Annotated in this window: 21 protein-coding genes; 13 read left to right on the forward strand and 8 right to left on the reverse strand. The window is 36.6% G+C overall.

What is annotated here, in order from left to right; genetic code table 11:
- Positions 1-669 (reverse strand): surface lipoprotein assembly modifier (locus B6258_RS00005; protein ID WP_164996107.1); only part of this gene is annotated, 669 nt, incomplete at its 3' end.
- Between the two features lie 491 nt (positions 670-1160).
- On the opposite strand from B6258_RS00005, the gene B6258_RS00010 reads away from it, so the two are divergent.
- The 6 genes from B6258_RS00010 (at position 1161) to B6258_RS00040 (ending at position 6526) form a co-directional block, all read left to right on the forward strand.
- The gene (locus B6258_RS00010) at positions 1161-1364 is read left to right on the forward strand and encodes a helix-turn-helix domain-containing protein (RefSeq protein ID WP_099073580.1); all 204 of its coding nucleotides are present in this window, start codon (positions 1161-1163) and stop codon (positions 1362-1364) included.
- 625 nt (positions 1365-1989) lie between these two features.
- Positions 1990-2847, forward strand: coding sequence for a metal ABC transporter substrate-binding protein (locus B6258_RS00020; protein WP_240531495.1), 858 nt, complete (start codon positions 1990-1992; stop codon positions 2845-2847).
- Entirely contained in the window at positions 2844-3731 is an 888-nt protein-coding gene (locus B6258_RS00025; protein WP_099073582.1) for a manganese/iron ABC transporter ATP-binding protein, read from the forward strand. The genes B6258_RS00020 and B6258_RS00025 overlap by 4 nt, the downstream gene beginning before the upstream one ends.
- 2 nt (positions 3732-3733) lie before the next feature.
- Positions 3734-4645 (forward strand): metal ABC transporter permease, encoded by a 912-nt coding sequence (locus B6258_RS00030; RefSeq protein ID WP_099073583.1) that lies wholly within the window; start codon positions 3734-3736, stop codon positions 4643-4645.
- Complete coding sequence (locus B6258_RS00035) at positions 4642-5499, forward strand: metal ABC transporter permease (RefSeq protein ID WP_099073584.1); 858 nt, start codon at positions 4642-4644, stop codon at positions 5497-5499. Before B6258_RS00030 ends, B6258_RS00035 begins: the two co-directional genes overlap by 4 nt.
- Positions 5500-5653: 154 nt before the next feature.
- Complete coding sequence (locus B6258_RS00040) at positions 5654-6526, forward strand: fructosamine kinase family protein (protein ID WP_088495798.1); 873 nt, start codon at positions 5654-5656, stop codon at positions 6524-6526.
- A 134-nt stretch (positions 6527-6660) separates the two neighbouring features.
- Here B6258_RS00040 and B6258_RS00045 read toward each other — a convergent pair whose 3' ends face one another.
- Positions 6661-7200, reverse strand: a complete 540-nt coding sequence (locus B6258_RS00045) for a YniB family protein (RefSeq protein ID WP_099073585.1) — start codon at positions 7198-7200, stop codon at positions 6661-6663.
- A 199-nt stretch (positions 7201-7399) separates the two neighbouring features.
- Here B6258_RS00045 and hxpB point away from each other — a divergent pair, with 199 nt between their 5' ends.
- The 4 genes from hxpB to B6258_RS00065 all read left to right on the forward strand — a co-directional run bounded on the left by hxpB (position 7400) and on the right by B6258_RS00065 (position 11586).
- Positions 7400-8068 (forward strand): hexitol phosphatase HxpB, encoded by a 669-nt coding sequence (hxpB, locus tag B6258_RS00050; RefSeq protein ID WP_099073586.1) that lies wholly within the window; start codon positions 7400-7402, stop codon positions 8066-8068.
- 310 nt (positions 8069-8378) lie between these two features.
- Positions 8379-8945 carry a metal-dependent hydrolase gene (locus B6258_RS00055; RefSeq protein WP_099073587.1) on the forward strand — a complete coding sequence of 189 codons (567 nt, stop codon included), beginning with the start codon at positions 8379-8381 and terminating at the stop codon, positions 8943-8945.
- A 243-nt stretch (positions 8946-9188) separates the two neighbouring features.
- The gene (locus tag B6258_RS00060) at positions 9189-10580 is read left to right on the forward strand and encodes an L-cystine transporter (RefSeq protein WP_023582401.1); all 1392 of its coding nucleotides are present in this window, start codon (positions 9189-9191) and stop codon (positions 10578-10580) included.
- Positions 10581-10722: 142 nt separating this feature from the next.
- Positions 10723-11586: a hypothetical protein gene (locus B6258_RS00065; protein WP_240531493.1), complete on the forward strand. Its 864-nt coding sequence runs from the start codon at positions 10723-10725 to the stop codon at positions 11584-11586.
- 136 nt (positions 11587-11722) lie between these two features.
- Here the strand turns inward: B6258_RS00065 and htpX are convergent, their stop codons facing one another.
- From htpX to B6258_RS00090, 5 genes are all read right to left on the reverse strand, one after another.
- Positions 11723-12601 carry a protease HtpX gene (htpX, locus tag B6258_RS00070; RefSeq protein WP_099073589.1) on the reverse strand — a complete coding sequence of 293 codons (879 nt, stop codon included), beginning with the start codon at positions 12599-12601 and terminating at the stop codon, positions 11723-11725.
- A 432-nt stretch (positions 12602-13033) separates the two neighbouring features.
- On the reverse strand, positions 13034-14386 hold the full coding sequence (locus B6258_RS00075; RefSeq protein ID WP_099073590.1) for an OprD family outer membrane porin: 1353 nt from the start codon (positions 14384-14386) through the stop codon (positions 13034-13036).
- Positions 14387-15296: 910 nt separating this feature from the next.
- Complete coding sequence (gene prc / locus B6258_RS00080) at positions 15297-17357, reverse strand: carboxy terminal-processing peptidase (protein WP_099073591.1); 2061 nt, start codon at positions 17355-17357, stop codon at positions 15297-15299.
- Between the two features lie 19 nt (positions 17358-17376).
- Complete coding sequence (gene proQ, locus B6258_RS00085; protein ID WP_023582406.1) at positions 17377-18072, reverse strand: RNA chaperone ProQ; 696 nt, start codon at positions 18070-18072, stop codon at positions 17377-17379.
- 95 nt (positions 18073-18167) lie between these two features.
- A complete protein-coding gene (locus B6258_RS00090) occupies positions 18168-18665 on the reverse strand; it encodes a GAF domain-containing protein (RefSeq protein WP_099073592.1) in 498 nt (165 codons plus the stop codon).
- A gap of 233 nt (positions 18666-18898) precedes the next feature.
- Here B6258_RS00090 and yebS point away from each other — a divergent pair, with 233 nt between their 5' ends.
- The 3 genes from yebS to B6258_RS00105 all read left to right on the forward strand — a co-directional run bounded on the left by yebS (position 18899) and on the right by B6258_RS00105 (position 22914).
- On the forward strand, positions 18899-20200 hold the full coding sequence (gene yebS, locus B6258_RS00095) for a membrane integrity lipid transport subunit YebS (RefSeq protein WP_420820570.1): 1302 nt from the start codon (positions 18899-18901) through the stop codon (positions 20198-20200).
- Positions 20142-22460 carry a PqiB family protein gene (locus B6258_RS00100; RefSeq protein ID WP_099073594.1) on the forward strand — a complete coding sequence of 773 codons (2319 nt, stop codon included), beginning with the start codon at positions 20142-20144 and terminating at the stop codon, positions 22458-22460. Before yebS ends, B6258_RS00100 begins: the two co-directional genes overlap by 59 nt.
- 211 nt (positions 22461-22671) lie before the next feature.
- Entirely contained in the window at positions 22672-22914 is a 243-nt protein-coding gene (locus B6258_RS00105) for a DUF1480 family protein (protein WP_023582410.1), read from the forward strand.
- A gap of 302 nt (positions 22915-23216) precedes the next feature.
- On the opposite strand, the gene B6258_RS00110 is transcribed toward B6258_RS00105, so the two are convergent.
- Positions 23217-23561 (reverse strand): YebY family protein, encoded by a 345-nt coding sequence (locus tag B6258_RS00110; protein WP_099073595.1) that lies wholly within the window; start codon positions 23559-23561, stop codon positions 23217-23219.
- Positions 23562-23570: the final 9 nt, after the last annotated feature.

Raw genomic sequence — 23570 nt, forward strand, 5'->3', positions numbered from 1 at the left:
TAAATCTTTATATCCAAATCCCACTTTCACTCTAGAAGATATTTCATTATATTTAGAGTTATCCCAATAATATTTCCCCTTCCCTCGAAAATTCAATAAAGAAAAATAATTTTTATATATCGATAACTTCTTTTCAGCTACACCGACATAAGAAAAACCCTCTGCACTTTCAGGCTTTGATGTACTCTTCCAATTTGCAGTATTAACACCTAATTTAGGAGAGTTATTAATATTTGACTCATTTAGATAAACAATGCCACCATTAAATGACCAATCATTCTGATGATTGATTAATTCTGAATATTTATTAATAATATCAATTATATTATCATTCAAGTTTTCGCTTCTCAATTTATCAAATTGTTCTAATGCCGCCTCATTCTCTTTATTTTCAAATAATGCAATTGCTAACTGTAATCGAGCAAATACTAATTTAGGATTTCTAGAAACTAAACTTCTATATAATGATATTGATTTATCTAATTGTTTATTCTTACGAGCAATAATAGCATTACCCCATATTAACAATTCATCATTTTCTGTTTTCTTTTGTTTTTCATAAATAGAAATTAATAATTCAACACCTTCTACATCATTTCTTATTAATGCAGGAATAAATAATCGTAATAATAGAGTAGGATCCTCAACCAATTGAGCCTCAGTTATCAAATTGTTACTTTTTTTATTATAATCGTCATTCGCAATACTATGAAAACTCAGAAACAGAATAAATAATAGACAAAATCTGAATTTACAATTCAATATAAAATTCATAAATAAAGAAATAAACCCAATGAGTTATAACATTAAAAAAAGAAATGCTATATGATAAAATTCACAAAGTAAATATTCTTACATTAATTAAATTTTATAATCTTTTAACAATNAAAAGAAATGCTATATGATAAAATTCACAAAGTAAATATTCTTACATTAATTAAATTTTATAATCTTTTAACAATGACATTAGTTGTTTTTAAATTTTATTAAAATTATTTGATTTACACAAAAACACTAATTATTTAACTTAAGAAAGGATATAACAACACAACCATTTGATTAAATTATCAATATCAGCACTAAGCAATATACTTTATATCAGATATTTTTGTATTAATCTCAAACCACACTGTAATTAACTAAAATTAACAGGCATACAAATGGGATACTTACTTGGAATAAGTCAACAACATTTTTCTCGATTAGAAAATGGTGATATTAAATTCACTGTAGAGCATATATTTGCTATCCCCTCAATATTAGAAGTTAAACTCGAAAGTTTATTACCAACCCACAACATAGCCAAAGCTGAGGCAATTTCATGGGCAAAAACAGTATTATCAGCCGAGACGACTTTACGATGAAATAAAATAGACTAACTATTTATTACATATTAAATAAATAATATATCAATACACACTCATTTATAATTACACAGAATAAAAACTTAGTACTACTTAAATATTTTATATCATTCACATTTTGACTAAAAATAATGTGAACCATTGAGGATATAAAAGGGGATACGTTGCTCTACATGATGTTGCCGATGAGCATCACGTATTCGCTCACTCACAAAAATCTGTTTTCCCCGAAAACGTATCCCCGTATTGCGCTTGGCCCAATCAATGTGGTCATTCTGATAAGACGCATTCACAAACTGACTTGTGAGCTTTTGTGAGTGTGTAAAAGTAACTTATTGATATTCAGTGATGAATATTTAAATTACCTTTTACACAAATAGTTACGAACTATTGTTAATTTTTGTGACAAAACTCGACAATCTACTTAACATTTATTGGAATACATGTTGTTATCTTATTTCTAGTCATTATCAAATGAAGCTTTTTACACAGAGATAACTTGACTTCCTTGAAATGATATTGATAATCATTATCAATTAAGAAAATAACTCTGCAACTATAAGGCAATAATAATATGGATATATTTCGCTCTGTAAACAAACTTTCACTTACGGCTTTATGCCTTATGGCATCCGTATTTTTAACAGCACCTACACAAGCAAAAGATAAACTAAAAGTTGTCACCACATTTACTATTATTCAAGATATCGCTCAAAATGTGGCAGGAGATGCCGCAATTGTTGAGTCAATCACAAAACCCGGCGCTGAAATTCACGATTACCAACCGACGCCTAAAGATATTGTAAAAGCTCAAAAGGCTGATCTTATCTTATGGAATGGCTTAAATCTTGAACGTTGGTTCGAACGCTTTTTTAATGAGTTACGTAACGTACCCGCTGTTGTTGTCACAGAAGGCATCACACCAATGGCAATCCGTGAAGGTGCTTACAAAAACAACCCTAACCCACATGCGTGGATGTCACCGAATAATGCATTAATTTATATTGAAAATATTCGCAAGGCGCTTGTTGAGCATGATCCGGATAATGCCGCTATTTATAATCAAAATGCGGCACGCTACGCAGAAAAAATTAAACAGCTTGACGCACCATTAAGAGAAAGATTATCTCGTATCCCACAAGAAGAGCGTTGGTTAGTGACCAGTGAAGGTGCATTCAGCTATTTAACTAATGACTATGGCTTTAAAGAAGTTTATTTATGGCCTATCAATGCAGAAGAACAAGGCACGCCACAACAAGTTAAATATGTGATTGATACCGTTAGAGAACACAAAATCCCTGTTGTCTTTAGTGAAAGTACCATTTCAGATAAACCTGCAAAACAAGTCAGTAAAGAGACAGGTGCAAAATACGGTGGCGTTCTTTATGTTGACTCACTTTCCGCTGAAGGTGGCGAAGTTCCTACTTATATTGATTTAATTACTATTACAGTAGATACAATTGCGAAAGGATTTGGACAATGAGCAATATAAAAGCTAATCCTACGTTGACTGTTGATAATGCAACAGTGACTTACAACAACGGTCATACGGCTATTTTCGATGCTAGTTTCTCTATCACTGGCGGCACTATTTGTGCCCTAGTGGGCATCAATGGCAGTGGTAAATCCACGCTATTTAAAACCATTATGGGGCTGGTCAAGCCCTCTAAAGGTAAAGTGACATTAAACGATTGCCCGATCCAGCAGGCGTTAAAACAAAATATGATCGCCTATGTTCCACAAACAGAAGAGGTTGACAGGAACTTTCCCGTTCTCGTTTCTGATGTTGTGATGATGGGACGTTATGGAAAAATGGGTTTTTTTCGTATTCCGTCAAAACGCGACCATGAAGTTGTTGAAGCATCATTAGAACGCGTTGGCTTATCAGGCTTAGGGCATCGTCAAATTGGTGAGCTTTCTGGTGGTCAGAAAAAACGTGTTTTCTTAGCACGAGCAATGGCTCAAGAAGGTACTGTTTTATTACTTGATGAACCTTTTACTGGTGTCGATGTTAAAACCGAAAATGCCATTATCGAACTTTTACGCAATTTGCGCGAAGAAGGCCACTTAGTTTTAGTTTCAACGCATAACTTGGGAAGTGTGCCTGAATTTTGTGACCACGTTATTTTAATCAATAGAACCGTGTTAGACAGTGGTCCAACTGAAACAACATTTACACAGAAAAACTTAGAACACGCATTTGGTGGTGTGTTGCGCCACATTAGCCTATCAGGTTCTGATCTTCATGATGATGATGATCCACGTTCACTCACTGTCATTACCGATGATGAACGTGCTGCTGTCTTCTATGGTCATCATGAAGAACACACTCCAGCGCACCAAAGCCAACGCAAACAAGGAGATTAGCCATGCTAGATTTACTCCTACAACCTTTTGAATATAACTATATGGTGAAAGCAATTTGGGTGAGTGCCTTAGTCGGTGCTGTCTGCGCTTTTCTTTCATCCTATCTTATTTTGAAAGGTTGGTCGTTAATGGGAGATGCCCTTTCCCACTCCGTTGTTCCCGGTGTTGCTGGGGCTTATATATTAGGTTTACCTTATGCAGTGGGTGCTTTTTTTACAGGTTTACTCGCTGCATTATCAATGACATTTATTCGTCATATCACACGCCTTCGTGAAGATGCCGTTATTGGTTTTATTTTCTCCACTTTTTTTGCCTTTGGTCTGTTGCTGGTTTCGCTTAAACCGACAGCCGTCAACGTTCAGACCATCATTCTCGGAAATATTTTAGGTATTGCTGATGAAGATGTATGGCAAGTTGTGATTATTACAGGTGTCTCTTTCTTAGTTTTATTTTGTATTTGGAAAGACTTGCTGGTGGTTTTTTTTGATGAAGTTCATGCAAAATCAATTGGCTTATCGCCGCTAAAATTAAAAATTATCTTTTTTACTCTTTTGAGCGCATGTACTGTTGCGGCTCTTCAAACTGTTGGCGCTATTCTTGTCATTGCTATGGTAGTGACCCCTGGCGCAACTGCTTATTTACTCACAGATCAATTTAAACGACTTGCCATTATTGCTATCTGTATCGGCACAATCACAAGTGCAGTGGGCGCTTATCTTAGCTACTTCTTTAATGGTGCAACGGGTGGCGTGATTGTCACAATGCAAACATCACTCTTCTTATTGGCTTTCTTATTTGCCCCTAAACACGGTATGTTAGCCGCTCGCCGTCGTGCTCGTCAGAGTTCACAACAGTTGATCACGCAATCTCATCAGCATAAAGGATCAACAAAACCAGAAGAGGTGAAACTATGAATGAGTTGATAGAGTTTTTCATTGAACCTTTTCAATATCCGTTTATGCAACGCGCTATTGTTGCAGCCATTATCATAGGTATCGCTTGCGCTATTTTATCTTGTTATATGGTATTAAAAGGCTGGTCTTTGATGGGAGATGCAATCTCTCACGCCGTTTTACCCGGTGTTGTTCTTGCTTATGTCACTGCAATCCCGTTAACAGTAGGTGCCTTTCTTTCTGGACTATTTTGCTCTTTTGCCACAGGTTATTTAAAAGATCACAGTCGCATTAAAGAAGATACTGTGATGGGAATCGTATTTTCAGGTATGTTTGCGGTGGGTTTGGTCATTTTTGCCAGTGTCGATACAGACCAACATTTAATGCATATTTTATTTGGTAATATTTTAGGTATCACACCTGATGTATTAACTCAAATTAGTATTATCTGTTTAATCACCATCACTATTATGCTTGTTAAACAAAAAGATTTTATGCTTTATTGCTTCGATCCTAACCAAGCAAGAATTGTTGGTTTGCCTGTCACATTATTACACTATGGATTGCTGTCTATTTTGGCATTAACCATTGTTGCTTCAATGCAGGCTGTTGGGATTATTTTAGTTGTCGCCATGCTTATTTCACCGGGGATCACCGCGTATTTATTAACACGCAGTTTTTCACGCATGATTATGTTAGCAATTGTATTTTCTGTCGCATCTAGTGTCATAGGAACATTTATTAGTTTCCATATTGATGGAGCAACAGGCCCATGTATTGTGCTAACGCAAGCTGTGTTCTTTATTATTGCACTATTCTGTAATCAGATTAAATTAGCAAAAATAAAGCGACAAACAAAACCCGCTAGCGCCTGATAACATTCTTTATCTTAGCAAAAACGGGATAATCATCCCGTTTTTTAGCTTTATACTTTATTGATTTAATTAAAGTGTTATTGTCATAGTATAAACATCGCTCGTTATTATTTTATTTGGGTCTACTAAGTAAACAACTTTGCGAGGTGTAAGTATGTGGCAGAATATAGGTCGTTTACTGGAATCAAACTTAGGATTTTCAGCAAAGATAAACGAAAAAATTCACCTTTCTAGTGGTGATATTCATCATACATGGAAAATTTATTATGGTGATACGCCTGTTTTTGTGAAATCTAATTTGCGTGAATTTCTGCCTAATTTTAAAAATGAGGCAGAACAACTCGAAATGTTGGCAAAAAGCCAAACAATTCGAACTCCTCGGGTTCTTGGTATCGGCAATAGTAAAGATGCTAGCTTTCTACTCCTTGAATTTTTGCCTGTTCAACCATTTACACCTCATAGCGCCTACTGTTTTGGACAACAACTAGCAAGACTACATCAGTGGGAAGATCAACCTAGCTATGGCTTTGATTTCGATACCCAAATCGATACAACACCTCAACTCAATAGCTGGGAAAAACGCTGGAATCACTTTTATTCTGAAAAACGTATCGGTTTTCAGCTACAACTGGCTTCTGAGAAAGGCATGATTTTTGGGGATATCGACGAGATCACTCAAATCATCAATCATCGCCTTGCTGATCATAATCCACAACCCTCTCTGCTACATGGCAACTTATGGCCTAAAAACTGTGCTGCAATTGGTCAATCAGAAGGTACAGTGTTCGATCCCGCTTGTTATTGGGGTGATCGAGAGTGTGATATCGCAATGTTACCGCTTTGCACTGCCGTGCCAGCAAATATTTTCGATGGTTATCAAAGTGTTTGGCCACTATCAGATAAGTTTTTATCACGTCAGCCTATTTATCAACTCTATTTCTTCCTCAACCGTTGTAATTTATTTGGGGGAGAAGAAAATTATTTAGAAGTCAGAAAAATAATTGATGATCTATTAGCAACACCTTAAATAGAAAAAGAGCGAAGTAGCACGGAGATAAGATACATAAACTAAAAATATAACCTCGCCAGATTCAGTTGTGCGAGGTTTATTTTTCCCTTCAGTAATATAAATGAACCGTCCTCGTTCACTTTAAAGTAATGTTACCATCCTAAAAATTTCATCAAAAAATAGCCTATTGCAACAACAATCATAGGTGATAGATAAAGCACCATAACTTGAGTAAATATAGTATGTCGCGGTAATTTGATATTTTTTTGCAACTCCTCAGCTGTCACACCACTTTTCATTGCGCGTTCGATGATCAGCTGATCTTGTATATTTTCTTTCAAATATTTCACTTGGCGATAAATTCGTAATCCTGATGCGCTGAATGCTAAACCAATAAACATAAAAAGAAAGATAACAAAAAAAGTAATATTTTCTTGGCTAAATCCCATTTGTGTATTGGGGATAGGTGAATTTCGCCAGAAAAAATCTAAAAAAGGTGTGTTAAATTGCACCATTTCCGCTAATACACGAAAAAAGTCATTAATTACGGCATTTACACCATCGCCGCTTGGGCGTTGAATTGCAGCCAATCCTATCAATGATACAACTGTCGAAATAAAGGCAGGAATAAATATAAGCCAACCAAGTACACGCTTTAAAATGGCATACAATCCTGCATATTGATAACTCATCACATCCTCACTAGTAGAATTCGTCAATATTTATCTGTTTATCGTAGTCTAATTAACGGCTAATACGACAATAAATTAATAGTAGCCATTCTCTCTATTTATTTTACAAAATAAATAAGAAACTGATTAAAAAGATTTTCCTTGTAACTCTTGCTACAATCGCCACTCGACAACATAGACCTTATTTATGGAGAGTAACATGTCTTTTAAATTTCCTATTGAAGCTGCAATATTTGATATGGATGGTTTATTAATCGACTCAGAACCATTTTGGCAGCAAGCAGAACATGAGGTCTTTGCTGAATTAGGCGTCGATTTATCCCTTGCATCGGCAATGCCCGATACGGTTGGGTTAAGAATAAACGAAGTCATTGATTTATGGTATAGAGCATCACCTTGGCAAGGCGTTTCAAAACAAGAAGCAAAACAAAAAATGGTTTCTCGTGTTGTCAAATTGGTTGAAGAAACAAAACCCCTCTTACCGGGTGTTGAACATGCCTTAGCGCTTTGCAAATCATCAGGGTTAAAAATTGCACTAGCATCTGCATCTCCTGATTTTATGCTTGAGCGTGTACTTGAGTTGTTTAATATTCGTCATTATTTCTCAGCCGTTGTGTCTGCCGATGAACTACCACACAGCAAGCCACACCCTGAGGTTTATCTAAACGCAGCTAAAGCACTTAACCTTGATCCTATCCACTGTGTTTCATTAGAAGATTCTCGCAATGGTATGATTGCTTGTAAAGGCGCAAGAATGCGCTCTATTGTCGTACCGGCAACAGAACAATTTAATGATAAACAATGGGGCTTAGCGGATGTGAAAATTGCGTCACTTAATGAGCTAACGCAACTACATTTATTAGGCTAATTTCTATAAATAAAAAGGATATCCGGCTTTGTAAGATATCCTTTTTGTTCTATTTTCAATGCTCATTACCTCACATGTCCCTTTTTTACTTTTAAGTCTCCCTCTTGTATATCTCGCTTACTGCTACTCGTTGTTATCTTGCTTTTTAGTTCTTTATCCTAAATTCGATCATTTTTAAACCAATCAAATAAAATATTCCTGTTATTCCTTAATATTTAAGACAATTTTTATCTCTTTTTTCTGTTAGTTATCGTCAAAACCTTTTATACTTCATTACTGTATAAATGAACAGCAAATAAACAGATATGGAATGACAGCAGAAGGACATCTACTTTTTTCTGTGGCAACACTTGTGTTAGCACAGAAACTTGAAATAACGCCAGCTCTTGCTCATGGTGATTGGTTTCACATGATCCCTGCTGTCTTATTAGGCTCACTTCTACCTGACTTAGATCACCCAGGTTCTATTCTCGGGCGATTATTCCGAATTATCTCTCTGCCTCTATCAAAGCTCTGTGGCCATCGAGGTTTTACACATAGTTTACTTGCGTTTTGTGGTTTAGCTATTTTGTGGGAAAATCAAGTTTCGCCACATTGGGATATTTCTGCCGATATCTTTCATGCCCTTTTATTGGGCTATCTTAGCCATCTCATTGCAGATATGTTAACTCCTGCTGGCGTTCCTTTTTTGTGGCCTTTAAAAATGCGTTTTGCATTACCTATTTTAGGCAAAAAGAATAATAAAAAAGGCGAACGATTTATCTCTGTATTGATCCTTGTTGGTGCACTTTTTTTACCGCCTCACCTTACTGTTACCCTGCCTTCTCAAGTCAACAACTGGTTACAGATGTACCACGATAAGCGTACTAATTTTTAACACCCTCTGACAAAACCCTACGTTTCTCTATTTATTTATAAATTCTTACATCTTTTTATGCCTAATTTCCTTGTCTTTATAACCAAACGATTATATAAAATAATAATTAATTATAAAAAGTTATTAACAATCCTGTTACCATATAACGAATTGGTGCTGTTATATCCTTTCTTATTACCTAAGAACTCATATCGCATACAATCGTCGAAATTATATAAATAAAGATCTCGTTGGAGAGTTAAGATGAATTTTCCGTTAATCATTAACGTACTCGTCTTTGTTGTGCTATTACTCATCTTGGCTAAATTAAGTCAACGTCAGTGGAGCCTTTCAAAGAAAGTTCTTGTTGGTTTAGTTTTTGGTGTTGCTTTTGGACTAGCACTACACGCATTCTATGACTCACACGATCCTATTATTAAAGAATCTATTCTTTGGTTTAATATCGTGGGTAATGGCTATGTGCAACTGTTACAAATGATTATTATGCCATTAGTATTCGCCTCTATTCTTAGTGCCGTAGCTCGTTTACATCAAGCATCATCACTAGGAAAAATTAGTGGCCTCACTATTGGTACACTATTATTCACCACCGCTATTTCTGCCTTAATTGGTATTGTTATTGCCAACCTATTTGGCTTAACAGCAGAAGGCTTAGTGCAAGGTGAACAAGAAGCACAGCGATTAATTGCACTTGAACAAAATTACATGGGCAAAGTTTCTGACTTAACAATGCCACAGCTTATTTTGTCATTTATTCCTAAAAACCCATTTGCTGATTTAACTGGTGCAAGCTCAACATCGATTATTAGTGTTGTTATTTTTGCTACGTTCTTAGGCATGGCTGCACTGAAATTACTCAAAGAAGACCAGCCTCGTGGTGAGAAAGTTTTAGTCGCGATTGATTGCTTACAATCATGGATCATGAAACTGGTTCGCATTGTTATGATGTTGACACCTTATGGTGTAATGGCTCTGATGACTAAGGTTGTTGCAAGCTCAAATATGCATGACATCATTCAATTAGGAAGCTTTGTTGTTGCCTCTTATGTTGCGATTGGCTTAATGTTTGTTGTTCATGGATTGCTGGTCAGCTTTACAGGCTTAAATCCAATTAAATTCTTCAAAAAAGCGGGACCTTTATTAGCATTTGCGTTTACAAGCCGTTCAAGTGCTGCAAGTATTCCATTAAATATTGAAACGCAAATTAAGCGTGTGGGTGTGCCAGAATCTATCGCAAGCTTCTCATCATCTTTTGGTACAACCATTGGTCAAAATGGTTGTGCGGGTATTTACCCCGCGATGTTAGCTGTTATGGTTGCGCCTACAGTAGGAATTAACCCATTAGATCCAATGTGGATTGCAACTTTAGTGGCTATCGTGACTGTTAGCTCTGCTGGTGTTGCTGGCGTAGGTGGTGGTGCAACATTTGCAGCCCTTATTGTTTTACCAGCAATGGGCTTACCAGTGACATTAGTTGCTCTGTTAATCTCAGTAGAGCCGTTAATTGATATGGGGCGTACCGCATTAAACGTAAGTGGCTCAATGACAGCGGGTACAATCACCAGTCAAATTATGGGACAAACGGACAAAGCTGTATTCAACCAAGATGAAGAGACGGAACTTACCGTAAAGTAAACTTTAACTACCTCTATTGATTATTGATAAAGCCAGTTCATTTAAGCTGGCTTTTTTTTGCATCTATATTAAGTTACCTATTTTCTCTCTATGTTATTCACCAATATCAATTAAAACCCTATAAACATAACAAGGTAAAATCGTGCAAAAAATTATGCGAGTTTTACGTAAACTCTATAAATATGAAAACAGCCAATATGATCCAGAACGCCAAGTTTCACTGTATCACCTTGACATTCTTTCAGACAAAGAACGAACCTTGTTATCTGAAGCCAATTGGCAACCTAATATCATAGAAAGATTTGCTAATCACTTTGATGTTATTTCGAAATTAAATAGCTTAAAGAATAATCCATTACTTACCCAAAAGCGTTGCTTAGATGCTTTTGTTGCCGGTGTCGGAGGCAGTTATCTTAGAGGTCGCTCTGTTTTAGGTGCTTTTCATAAATTACAAAATTTGCCATTACATGATTATAAAGAAAAGCCTCAATATGCCTGCTGTTGGGTTTGCAGTGATGGAGATCAGCAAAAACATATTAATGACAGCTATTTTCAATATTGCCTTTATTACGGTAATTCTTATACCAGCAATCCTTCTTATGCTTACTTGAATTTAAAACATCTATTGACCGTCGCACCTATCGGCCCAACCCCTGCAGATAAAGAGATCTTTAAGCAATTACTTCATTTATTACGCCATGCACCTGAAGATGAAACTCCAGGTAAATTTGAAAAGCGGTTAAATGAGGCTAAATTAATTTCTGGTGATAAATATACCAAACGAGGTGTTTTGCACTCACTGGCCTTAGTTGGCGTTATTCCTAATGTCTATATTCCACTATCTTTGGATCATTGGTCTAATTTCGGCGATATTGCCATTGCAGAAAATCAACTTAATAACACAAAAGGTCGCTCTGATATGGAAATGCCATGGGCAGGTTGGAAAGGCAGTCTTAAAATTGATGAGGAAAAAGTGGCAACATACTTTGGCGAGTATTTAGATTAAACACCCTATTCTCCATAATAGAAAGTGTGCAATATGAAGTGACCCCCGATCATCGGCTGTCCAACTATCGGGGGTCACTTCAATACTTTCATATTGCGCGCTTTTTATTTAAGTGTTTGCGATTAAACGCTTAATCTTATTTCAAATACTCACCGTTGCGCAGTGCTTCAATACGCTTATCTAACGGTGGGTGAGATAAAAATAACTCGCTGAATGACTTATTACGGCCATTAATACAGAAAGCCATCATGCTACTTTCTTCTTGTGGCTCATAACTCGTTTTCAAACGTTGTAATGCAGCTATCATTTTCTCACGACCAACAAGCTTTGCAGAACCTGCATCCGCATGGAATTCACGATAACGTGAGAACCACATTGTAATAATGCTAGCAAGAATACCGAATACAATTTCCAGAACCATTGAAACGCCCATATAAACCCATGGGTTTCCATTGCTATTTTCACTCTCTTCATCATTAGAGATAAAGTTAGCAACAAATTGAGCGATAATACGGGAAATAAAGATAACGAAGGTATTCACAACACCTTGCAGTAAGGTCATGGTTATCATATCACCATTAGCAACGTGGCTAATTTCGTGGGCAATAACCGCTTCTGCTTCATCACGACTCATACTGGCTAACAAACCCGTACTCACAGCCACCAGCGAAGCATCACGACGAGCACCTGTCGCAAACGCATTAATATCAGGCGCATCATAGATTGCCACTTGTGGCATTTTAATACCGACTTGTTCAGATTGGCGTCTTACCGTATCTAATAACCAACGCTCTACTTCTGAAGTTGGGTTTTCGATAACTTGACCACCCACTGAACGTAGTGCCATCCATTTTGACATTAATAGTGAAACAAATGCACCACCAAAGCCAAATAAGCCCGCCATGATCATCAAGCCTTGAACACTACGACCTTGTATACCTGTTAAAGATAAGATGATCCCAAAAACAAACATAACGGCTAAGTTTGTTAACAGGAATAAAGCAATTCTCATCATATTGATACTGTTCCTATTTTATCTAATTATCACATTGCTAAAACTGTCTTATAAATAAGGCTTTTTTAGATTTTATCAAGCCTTTTAACTTATTTAATACTCAAAACGATATAACTTTACATTTTGATAAAAAAAATAGCCAGTGAACACCTAATATTAGGCATTATTTAAAACTTAAGTATAAAGTGAGATTAATAATAAGTGATATGCGTTTTCTGTTTTGTCGAACGGAGGTGATTTATTTAGGAAAGACTTGTATCGTTTAATATAGTGACAATGGGTCTATCATAAAAGCAACGTAAATTAGCATACAGACACCATCATTTACGATAATCAATAGAGCCATTACCTCTGTATTTTTATGCACGACTCACAATATGTGCAAGTCGTGCATTTGGTACGAGCAAGAATAAGCTCAATGAACGCTATAAATTACATTTTGAAGCGATATGTGGTTGTCATAGAGCCTGATAATGAATGAGCTCGTTGTGAGTGACCATCATAAAGTTTTGGTGTGGTATAGTCGTTTTCTTGCTGATGGTGCCAGCCGATACCACCGCTTAAAGAAACAGAAAGATTTTTTGTAGGTTTCCAATAGCTAAATAAGCCAAATTGACCTTGTTTTAATCTTTCTCCAGAATAGCTGAATTCACTATAGTTGGTACGCGCGCCAACAGACAGTTCTTTGCTAACTCTGTATTCAGCTTCCAATGCCCCCATAACCTCACCATCACGTACATAGTCGATATCTGCGTAAGCTGGTGAGTTAAAGCGTCCACGGGTATTACCAATTGGGTTACGAGCAAATTGACCAACACCATTAGCTTTTTCAGCATCGGTATACGTCACACCTGTGCGCAATGTCCATGGTGACTCTGGAATGCGCCATTCCATAATACCTGCAAAGTGCCATGCATCATTATCAAAGTTACGTTTACCCTTATTGGCATCGCTTAATGTGCGTTTACCATCACTACCATAATCATGATAATAAACAACACCGCCCACAGTAACATCTGAGGTTAATTTATATTTTGCTTCTAAACCATGTTGACGGAATACATCATCCGCTTGACCATAGAAATAAAATACTTTTAACGGTTTGGAGTTGTAGTTAATGCCACCAGTCAGCACATGGTCGATATTATGTCTAACACCATTACCATCGCTGAAATACATTCTGTCGATATTTGGGCTATCACGACGCATCACTTTACCGTCAAGGAACAGTAAATCTAAGCTCCAGTCGCCCATTGCAGTGTTAGTTGCATAACCATTGTAGCTGTTTAATGATAAGCGTTGCGAATTAGAGAAAATACCCGTATTTTTCAGAGTAAACCAACCCGCTTTACCGTTAATGAGCACAGGATCTAAATCGAATTTGACTTTTGCAAAACGTTGACCAATTTTGTTATAGCCTTTTGCTTCGCCATCATCATTATATAAAATTGCACGAGAGGCGAAGTCTTTACTTGCACCTAATTTGATACCACCATAATAAGAGACATCAAACCCTAGAATGCCACCTAAATAACCTGATTTGAAATCAGCTTGGAAGTTTTGACCCCAAGCATTGGCAACTTGCTTTCTGTAACGTTGCTCTTCTTTATCAAAACGGTTTTCAGTTTTTAAGTATTTCCACATATTTATTGTAGAAAGTTCAAGTTCTGAATCTGAAATAAATGCGTTTTCTTTAATTGAGTCTTCCCAATTTGCAGCATTAGCAGCGCTTACTGCTAAGAAACAAGGAGACAGCATAAGTAATACTATTTTTTTTACTTTCATTTTAATGCAACCTGGTTAATAAATATTTGAATTAAGTTATGCTGATTTATATTCAGCAAGTTTAATAAAACACCATTTTTTATTTAGCTAAAAAATAACCTTTGATTAAATTTATAGTTGCACCAATTTCAAGCAATAGAGTCATTTTTTGGCATAAAAAATCCAATATGGATATCTCACCATATTTATATTTACTTATTTTTTTCGTAATAAAACCCTATAGGCAAATATAGCTTATTTGCCTTTAGTCATTATCCCTCACGTAGAGAATCTTACTCTAAAAATATAATATTTTAGTTATGATATGTGGCTCCAAAAATACATTTTGAACTCATAGAATAAAGATAACTCATCATTTAGGTAAGATTTTAGCTAACACGTCGACATCCAAAAATGACGCAAATATTTCATAATCTGTATACTATAGTAATTTTATGTCAGTTTGAGAGACCATTGTCACAACATGTTACATTTATTGCAATAGACATGCCATTAAATGAGATCTTAATCACAATAAATAATCTCTTTATCTTCTTATTCCACTTACTAAGCAAGAAACTCCCTTTTTATCTAAAAACCAACCTAGTATTTGCTCTTATAGCTTAAAAAATTTATTCAAGATATATTTCGAATAAAAAATTAAGTGACATAAAGTTAAATTTAAATATCCATTTATTAATAATTATTTATATTACTGGTAACTTAACATAGTGAATAACTAAAAATGTGAAGTATCCTATCCAAAAAGATATTATTATTTTTCTTTAAATATTTTTGATGGGAAGTTTGATAAACATTGATTGGCAATGATAATTTTATATCTCGATTAATATAAATATAAAAAAACCCCAATAATTGGTTTATCCAACTATTGGGGCTACTTTAAGTATCCGTTGTTATAACTGATAACTTAATTTAATAGTTTCTTAGGTTTAAGCACTTTTGAGAGATCAACTGCAATTTTAGCAGTTTCATCTAAATAAGGATCTGGACCTTCATAATCCTTAGGCAAATCATCGAGTGATTTCAACGCAGGCTTACCCTCTAACTTAAAACGCTCATTAATGCGGTTTAATTTAATGGCTTCTAGCTCTTTGTTTTCTTTCTCTCTTTCAGCGAAGTTTAAGATAACAAATTTATCTTCACCTTTTGCTTTAGCATCGTTATAACGCTGAATATCAGCAAAGATGTATGAAAACTCTCTGTCATTTGCAATACGCTTGGCATGCTGTTCAGTTAATGGTGCTAACGCCACTTTCAGCTTGTCTGAATACTCAGATAGCTGATAGCTTGCTGGAGAGATACTATCCCAAGGCAATGCGTTATCTTCAAAACTTTCGCCCATTTCAGTACTATTAAATCTTGGTAACAACAAATCAGGTGTTACCCCTTTAAGTTGAGTACTACCGCCATTAATTCGATAGAATTTTTGAATAGTGTATTGCACTGAACCTAAACCAGGCCAATCAGGGCTTAGCATTTGATCATAAACACGGGTTAATGGGCGATATTGCTGAACCGTTCCTTTACCGAATGTTTGCTCACCAACAATTAATGCTCGTCCGTAGTCTTGCATTGCAGCAGCAAAAATTTCAGAGGCAGAAGCACTAAAGCGATTGACGATAACAACCAGTGGTCCTTTATAATACACGACATCATCTTTATCAAAATCTTGTCGCACACGACCATTGTTATCTCTGACTTGCACAACGGGACCACTTGGAATAAATAATCCTGAAAGTGAAATCGCCTCTGTTAATGCACCACCACCGTTACCGCGCAAATCAATGACTAAAGATGAAACATTATCTTTCGCCACTTTTTGTAACTGTGTTTTTACGTCATTGGTTAAACCAACATAGAAGCTTGGAATATCCAAAATTGCGACTTTATCGCCGTTAATTACTTTTTCAGTGAGCTTAACGGCTCTGTCTTCTAAACGGATTTGCTCTCTGACTAAAGTGATTGTTCTTGGTTTAGCGCCTTTCTCATCAGAAATAACTTCTAATTTTACTTGGCTACCTTTCGGTCCTTTAATCAAAGCAACAATATCATCAAGTCGCCAGCCGACAACATCAACCATTGGTTTATTTTGTTGTCCTACTGCAATAATTTTATCGCCAACTTTCAACTCTTTGCTTTTTGCAGCCGGACCACCGGTTACCATAGAGTTGATCATAGGATAATCATCATCCATCTGTAATACAGCGCCAATACCTTCTAAGGATAGACTCATTTCAGAATCAAAGGCTTCAGTATTTCTTGGTGATAGATAACTTGTATGAGGATCGATTTCGCGGGCAAATGCCGACATAATGATTTGGAAAACATCTTCGCTTTGGCTTTGCGTTTGACGACGTAACGCAGCTTTATAACGCTTAGTGAGTGTCTCTTTAATTTCGCTATCTGTTTTTTCAGATAGTTTCAGCGTTAACCAATCATATTTTACTTTTTCATCCCAAAGCTTATCTAGCTCAGCTTGAGTTTGCGGCCATGGCGCTTTTGTTCTATCTAACTCAAACTTATCTTGGCCAGTTAAATCTATGGGTTTATCTAGGCGATTTAAAGCGTATTGAAAACGTTCAAAACGTCTTTTTTGCGCTAAATTAAAAAGATCATAAAGGGGTTGAAGCTCACCTTTTTTCAGATATTCACCTACTTTGGTTTTTTCTTTATCAAATTGGGCAATATCTGATGCTAGCAACACATTGTGGTTATAATCTAATAAATTAAGATAGCGATTAAAAATCTTTTCAGAAAAGCTCGCATCTAGCGAGAACTGACGATAATGAGAGCGTTCAAAACGAGAGGTTACTCGCTCGCTCACGGTAGAATGCTGTGGCTCTTGCTTTAATTCGGGTAACTGATCAATAGTTACCATTGCTGGAGTGGCTGGTTTCTCAGCCATCACAACAGAAGTGCCTGTTAACGTTAATCCGATTGCAAAAGCCACATTTAAAAGTTTGTTCATGCTCTGGTTGGCCTCCGTATCAGAACTTTAAATGTTCCGTGCGTACATTCATTGCCAAACCGTTAGGCAATTGTACACGTACACCCTCTTTTGCTATCTCTAGCACTGTCGCGTCCATCACGCTACTACCAACGTTAACTTTCAGTGATTGACCAACAGTAAGAACTGATGTGTCTTTCACTGGAATTAACTTTTCAGTATTTTGGCGTGGTGGTGCTTTACGAGGAGCTTGAGTCGCTTTTTGAGGACGAGGCTGCCGTTTTTCACCTTCTTTAGGTGGCTGACGACGCGTATTATTTGGCTTTTTCGCTGCCGGACGTTTGCTGGTCTCCTTATCACCTTCAGCTTCGCGCTTCTTAGCACGTTGTTCTGCTCTCTGAGCTTGAACGCGCGCCTTAGCTTCTGCTAATTGTGTACGAGCATGTTCAATATGCTCAGCTTCCAGTTCGCCGCAGTCATTACCATTCAAATCGACACGTTTTGCTCCTTCTTTAACTCCATAAAGGTAGCGCCAACTTGAGGTATACAAGCGTAATGCCGAACGTAACTGTGTTTTACTCAGTTGAGTTTCATCTTTTAGATCTTCAACAAGATCTTGAAAAATGCCAACTTTCAAAGGGCGAGCTTCGCCCTCAGCGATAAAACACTTAGGGAAACGTTCAGCTAAAAAAGCGATGATTTCTTTACTACTATTCAACTTAGGTTGATTTTCCATGAAATTTCCTGATTACAACGGTTTTGCCAACCAGCGCAGGCATGAACAAGCGACATTATAATAGTGTTGCCAACAATTTCTATGGCAAACGCCTGTTAACTTACACAAAATTCACAATATTTTGCTGTATGACAAGTTTTTAAATGCTCGCAGAGCACGTCACACAACGCTTTAAGCCCATTTTCATCTTTTTTATCAAAACGATCAAAAATAGGACTATCAATATCGAGAACGCCGATAATTTGTCCATTTACTGCTAAAGGTAGAACAATTTCAGACTGACTTGCACTGTCACAAGCAATATGACCACTAAATTGGTGAACGTCACTTACTCTTAAAATTCTGTTTTCAGAGTATGCAGTTCCGCAAACTCCTTTCCCAAAACCGATTCTGACACACGCAATTTTGCCTTGAAATGGGCCAAGGACTAATGAGTCACCATCATTAAGATAAAATCCAACCCAATTTATCGTCTCTAACTTCTCGTAAAGAAGCGCGCTGGTATTAGCAAGTGATGCGATAAGATCATTTTCACCAGACAACAAGGCTGACAAATTATCAGTGAGTTCCTGATAAAAAAGCGTTTTTGGCATCATTAAATCCTATTTGCGTAACTAAAATAGATAACATACTCGTAATTTAGCCTATTTTATCTTGAGGTTGAATACTCCATTTTCAAGATTGGGGTAAAAAAACGATAATATCCCCTTAACACCCACAAAAAAAATCAGACACTTTGTATTGTAAAATGAAAGGCATAAATATAATAAAAATGATAACTTGTGAACCATTGAGTATAGGTACTTTTTTTTAGCTTAATCAAACGATAACTCTTAAGAAAACCAACTTAGATGAATTAACGAGCAACATAGTGAACAATATCGCAACAAAGGAAAAAAAATCAATACGCTGTCAGGAGTGTGATCACCTCGTGACACTCCCTCTTACATTAAAGCGTGGAGAGGATGCTTATTGCCCACGTTGCCAAGCCAAACTCGCATCTTATCGATATTGGTCATTAACTCGTCTACTTATTCTCTCTATTACAATGCTTATTTTGGCATCAATAGCATTTACTCAGCCACTAATTAAAATTCATCTATTAGGCACGATGATAACAGCGAATGTGCTTGACGGTATTCGTATGATGTCAGAGCAAGGCTCTCCTCTTACAGCAACGATGGTAGCCTTTTGTGCTATTGCTGCACCACTCAGCCTTCCCATCGCTATTTTATATCTCCATTTAGGCGCTCGCTTACGCCTTAATCTTCGCCCAGTCTTATTAATGTTAGGGAAATTAAAAGAATGGGTAATGCTAGATGTCTATTTGATTGGACTTGGTGTTGCAACAATAAAATTAGGCGATTATGCAACTGTCTATATTGGCAATGGCCTAATTGCTTTTGTTTCTTTAATGATACTCAGCTTATTAATGCTAATTAATATTAATATGGACCAACTTTGGCAACGCTTTTATCCACAAAAAGAGATAGAAAAAAGCCCTGCAACTTGCCATGCTTGTCATTACCATTTTAAAAGAACACCATCAACACACTGCCCTCGTTGCAAATCTTGCTATACCCCAAGACAGCCAATGAGTTTACAAAAAACATGGGCAGCATTAATTTCAGCAATAATTTTACTCATACCTGCAAATTTACTCCCTATTTCTATTTTCTATTTAAATGGTCGACGTAATGAAGACACTATTTTTTCAGGTGTACTTTCCTTAGTGAATTCAGGCAATACTCCAATTGCGGTTATTGTTTTTATTGCCAGTGTTTTTGTGCCTTTTTTCAAAATTATTATTATGCTGGGTTTATTATTAAGCATTCATTTTAATGCTCGTATTGACCCCCTACTTCGAACGAAGCTATACCGCTTCGTCTCTTGGATAGGACGATGGTCAATGCTTGATCTCTTTGTGATTGGACTGATGATGTCATTGATTAATCGAGATCAATTAATGACTTTCACAATGGGGCCAGCGGCTTTTTATTTTGGTACTGCGGTTATTCTTACTATCCTTGCCGTTGAATGGTTGGATAGTCGTTTACTATGGGATACTTATGCAACAAGAAGAAAACGACGTTCAGGACACACAAGCCCAAATACGCCGCAAGCGTAAAATTTCGACATTTTGGCTACTCCCTGTTATCGCCATTTTTATTGCTAGTTGGTTGCTTTTCCAACATTGGCAAGATAAAGGCGTACCAATCACGATTGATTTTCAATCTGCATCAGGAATTGTCTCTGGCAGAACACCTATCCGCTATCAAGGTGTTGATGTAGGGCTTGTTAAAGATGTCACTTTAAGCGATGACTTACGTCGAGTTATTGTTACGGCCGATATCCGCAAAGATCTCTCGAGTACACTGCGCAAAAACACACAGTTTTGGTTAGTTACACCTAAAGCCAGCCTTTCTGGTGTATCTGGGCTCGATGCTTTAGTTGGTGGTAACTATATCAGTATGTTACCGGGTGACGGTGAAAAGCAGTTTAAATTTATTGCTCAGGAAGTTCGCCCTCAAGCTAACATCGATAAAAACCAGCAATTAATAACGTTAACGGCAGATAAACTGGGATCACTCAATGTTGACTCTCACGTTTATTATCGCCAAGTTCCTGTTGGTAAAGTGTATAGCTATGAAATTCGCCCTGATAATCAGGGTATTTTTATTGAACTTAGTATTGATAAACAATACACCCACTTAATTCGCCAAGATAGCCATTTTTGGAACGTCTCTGGCTTTCAAGGTAATTTCAATTTAACAAGCGGTGTATCAGTAAAAATGGAAAGCGTTTCTGCTTTAATCAATGGCGCAATTGCTTTTGATTCCCCAGAAAACAGCCCTCCAGCACAAGAAAAACAGCAATTTGTTTTACAATCAGCCACTTCTGTAGATGCAGGAAAAGCAATATATGGCGAAGATGGATTAATTATTTCTCTAACCAGTGAAGAAAGTTGGGGCGTCGATGCTGGACAACCGATTCTTTTTAGAGGAATTACTATTGGGCAAATCATTCAACGCAACATGAGTGATGATGGGGTTATTTTTGATGCAATTATTGCCCCTGAATATAAGCATTATATTTATGAAAATAGTAAATTTGTTGCCAATAGCCGAATTAACGTCAATATGGGTCTAAATGGTATTGAAGTTCAAGGTGCGACACCGCAAGAATGGCTTGAAGGTGGAATTCACCTTATTCAAGGTACTAAAGGAGCACCTAAAGAGCAGTATCGTCTTTATCGTAACGACTTTTTTGCCAAAGCCAGTATTAATGGTAATGAATTACCCGTGACGCTCACTTTAAAAGCATCAAGCCTTCCGGGGATCCAAAAAGGTTCAGTGGTTCTTTATCATCAATTCCAAGTTGGTGAAATTACTGATGTTCGACCTTTAATAGATGAATTTGATATCGATGTTTATATTTCCAAACAATATCGTCATTTACTCACAGAAAAGAGTGTTTTCTGGACTGAAGGAGCAGCTAAAGTATCCGTTAATGGCTCAGGATTAACGGTTGAAGCGACGCCACTAAATCGTGCATTAAAAGGTGCAATCAGTTTTGATAATTTCGAAAATATCAATAATAACGTTTCACGTTATAAACTCTATCCATCAGAAACTAGCGCACGAGCTATCGGCGCACAAATTACTTTAAAAACATATGACGCAAGCAAACTTTCTGAAGGGATGCCTATTCGTTATTTAGGCATCGATATTGGGCAAGTCGAATCATTAATTCTTTCACCAGATAGAAAAGCAGTGACTGTATCTGCTGTCCTCTACCCTGATTATGTCAAAACCTTTGCGAGATCAGGCAGTCGCTTCGCTGTTGTTACTCCTGAATTAACAGCATCGGGATTAGATAACTTAGATTCACTTATACAGCCTTATATTAAAGCAGAGCCAGGCAATGGTGGCGTATATCGTCAATTTGAATTGCAAACATCCAACATTACAGACTCACGCTATCTAGATGGATTAAATCTTGTGTTAAATGCCACTGAAGCGGGTTCGGTACAAATTGGCACACCAATTTACTACCGAGGTCTTGAGGTGGGTGCCGTAACAGGCCTTGAACTAGGAAATATGTCTGACAGAGTATTAATTCACATCCGTATTAGTAAAAAATACCAATACCTTGTTCGAAATAATACAGAGTTTTGGCTCTCATCTGGATATAACTTTTCGTTTGGATTAACTGGTGGTGTTATGCGTAGTGGTACATTTAAGCAATTTATACGTGGTGGGATCACTTTTGCAACACCGCCTTCCACACCATTACAAGCGAAAGCAAAACAGGAACAGAATTTCATTTTAAATGATAAAGAACCCAAAGATTGGGATGAATGGGGAACGGCAATACCTAAACCTTAAACATTAGATAATTCTGCCCTATTTCAGATTATTTATTTAAAGCGGATCACAAAAAATGATCCGCTTTTTTTATTTCTAAAAAATATTTTGGAAATAGGTTCCATTTATACTATGCTTAATTTTGTTTGGTCAAAAAGCATTCTTTAACCTAAATGCCACTAACAAAACACAATGGAACACAACACAACATCGCTTAAACCGGAGTTTTATTATGAAAAAGACAACGTTGAAAATTGCTTGCTATGAAATTGAAGATATTACTTTGAAACACTCTTCTGATAACCAATTAACTTATATTCATATTCCATGTGATTATGACAAAGAGTTTTGCATGCAATTAGATGGATGGGATGAAAACACCAGTATTCCAGCCCAATTGAAAGATAAAAATATTCTGCTTTATCGACATGCTTATGATAAAGATAATCACCACTGGATCCTAAAAGTGGCATAACGAGATGCTAAAGCGCAATAAAAAAAGCCAGATAAATCATTTATCTGGCTTAGGGAAATGGCTCATTGCGAGCCGTGCGCTAAAAAGTAATTGTTGATTACTGCATAAACAAAAATCGAGGACTAGCTCAGACTTTTCTCTTCACAACCCACTGTTAAATATTAGCTAACAATATGTAAAGATCCAGTAAACAACCTAGTAGCACACTATTTTCCATTCAAAAAATCCCTTATCTTAATTTTTATTATTTAAATCAATTAGATAAAAATAAAAAATACTTATCCATATTATTAATCACTTGATTAATTTTTCTCACAGAGTGACTTAATCGTATTCTGTATCACTTCTACTGATTTTTTCTTTTCAGGTGAATTAGGATCTGGCAATAAAATAACATCAATTAACTGTGCTTTTACTTTTCCACTTTCCATTTGTTTCATTGCAATTTCATTAAGTGGATACTGCATCAGTGTTGCTGGATTAATCACAAACCAAGCACCATCAGCACGGCAATTGAGCATCACTTCTTCTCGTGTGAATGGCCAATCGTCACCAAATTGAAGCTTACTGACTGTCGAAATAGGTGCAGCCGAGAATGCTTGAAAAGAAAAAAGCATTAACATTCCCGCTAATAAAAAACGTTTCATGTGGATATC

The organism is Proteus alimentorum (assembly GCF_002607735.1).
Lineage (GTDB): Bacteria > Pseudomonadota > Gammaproteobacteria > Enterobacterales > Enterobacteriaceae > Proteus > Proteus alimentorum.

Bases quoted from the DNA above. Each gene is read 5' to 3' on its own strand.
- B6258_RS00010 (WP_099073580.1), top strand. From the start codon at position 1,161: ATGGGATACTTACTTGGAATAAGTCAACAACATTTTTCTCGATTAGAA.
- B6258_RS00020 (WP_240531495.1), top strand. From the start codon at position 1,990: ATGGCATCCGTATTTTTAACAGCACCTACACAAGCAAAAGATAAACTA.
- B6258_RS00025 (WP_099073582.1), top strand. From the start codon at position 2,844: ATGAGCAATATAAAAGCTAATCCTACGTTGACTGTTGATAATGCAACA.
- B6258_RS00030 (WP_099073583.1), top strand. From the start codon at position 3,734: ATGCTAGATTTACTCCTACAACCTTTTGAATATAACTATATGGTGAAA.
- B6258_RS00035 (WP_099073584.1), top strand. From the start codon at position 4,642: ATGAATGAGTTGATAGAGTTTTTCATTGAACCTTTTCAATATCCGTTT.
- B6258_RS00040 (WP_088495798.1), top strand. From the start codon at position 5,654: ATGTGGCAGAATATAGGTCGTTTACTGGAATCAAACTTAGGATTTTCA.
- B6258_RS00045 (WP_099073585.1), bottom strand. From the start codon at position 7,200: ATGAGTTATCAATATGCAGGATTGTATGCCATTTTAAAGCGTGTACTT.
- hxpB (WP_099073586.1), top strand. From the start codon at position 7,400: ATGTCTTTTAAATTTCCTATTGAAGCTGCAATATTTGATATGGATGGT.
- B6258_RS00055 (WP_099073587.1), top strand. From the start codon at position 8,379: ATGACAGCAGAAGGACATCTACTTTTTTCTGTGGCAACACTTGTGTTA.
- B6258_RS00060 (WP_023582401.1), top strand. From the start codon at position 9,189: ATGAATTTTCCGTTAATCATTAACGTACTCGTCTTTGTTGTGCTATTA.
- htpX (WP_099073589.1), bottom strand. From the start codon at position 12,601: ATGATGAGAATTGCTTTATTCCTGTTAACAAACTTAGCCGTTATGTTT.
- B6258_RS00075 (WP_099073590.1), bottom strand. From the start codon at position 14,386: ATGAAAGTAAAAAAAATAGTATTACTTATGCTGTCTCCTTGTTTCTTA.
- prc (WP_099073591.1), bottom strand. From the start codon at position 17,357: ATGAACAAACTTTTAAATGTGGCTTTTGCAATCGGATTAACGTTAACA.
- proQ (WP_023582406.1), bottom strand. From the start codon at position 18,072: ATGGAAAATCAACCTAAGTTGAATAGTAGTAAAGAAATCATCGCTTTT.
- B6258_RS00090 (WP_099073592.1), bottom strand. From the start codon at position 18,665: ATGCCAAAAACGCTTTTTTATCAGGAACTCACTGATAATTTGTCAGCC.
- B6258_RS00100 (WP_099073594.1), top strand. From the start codon at position 20,142: ATGCAACAAGAAGAAAACGACGTTCAGGACACACAAGCCCAAATACGC.
- B6258_RS00105 (WP_023582410.1), top strand. From the start codon at position 22,672: ATGAAAAAGACAACGTTGAAAATTGCTTGCTATGAAATTGAAGATATT.
- B6258_RS00110 (WP_099073595.1), bottom strand. From the start codon at position 23,561: ATGAAACGTTTTTTATTAGCGGGAATGTTAATGCTTTTTTCTTTTCAA.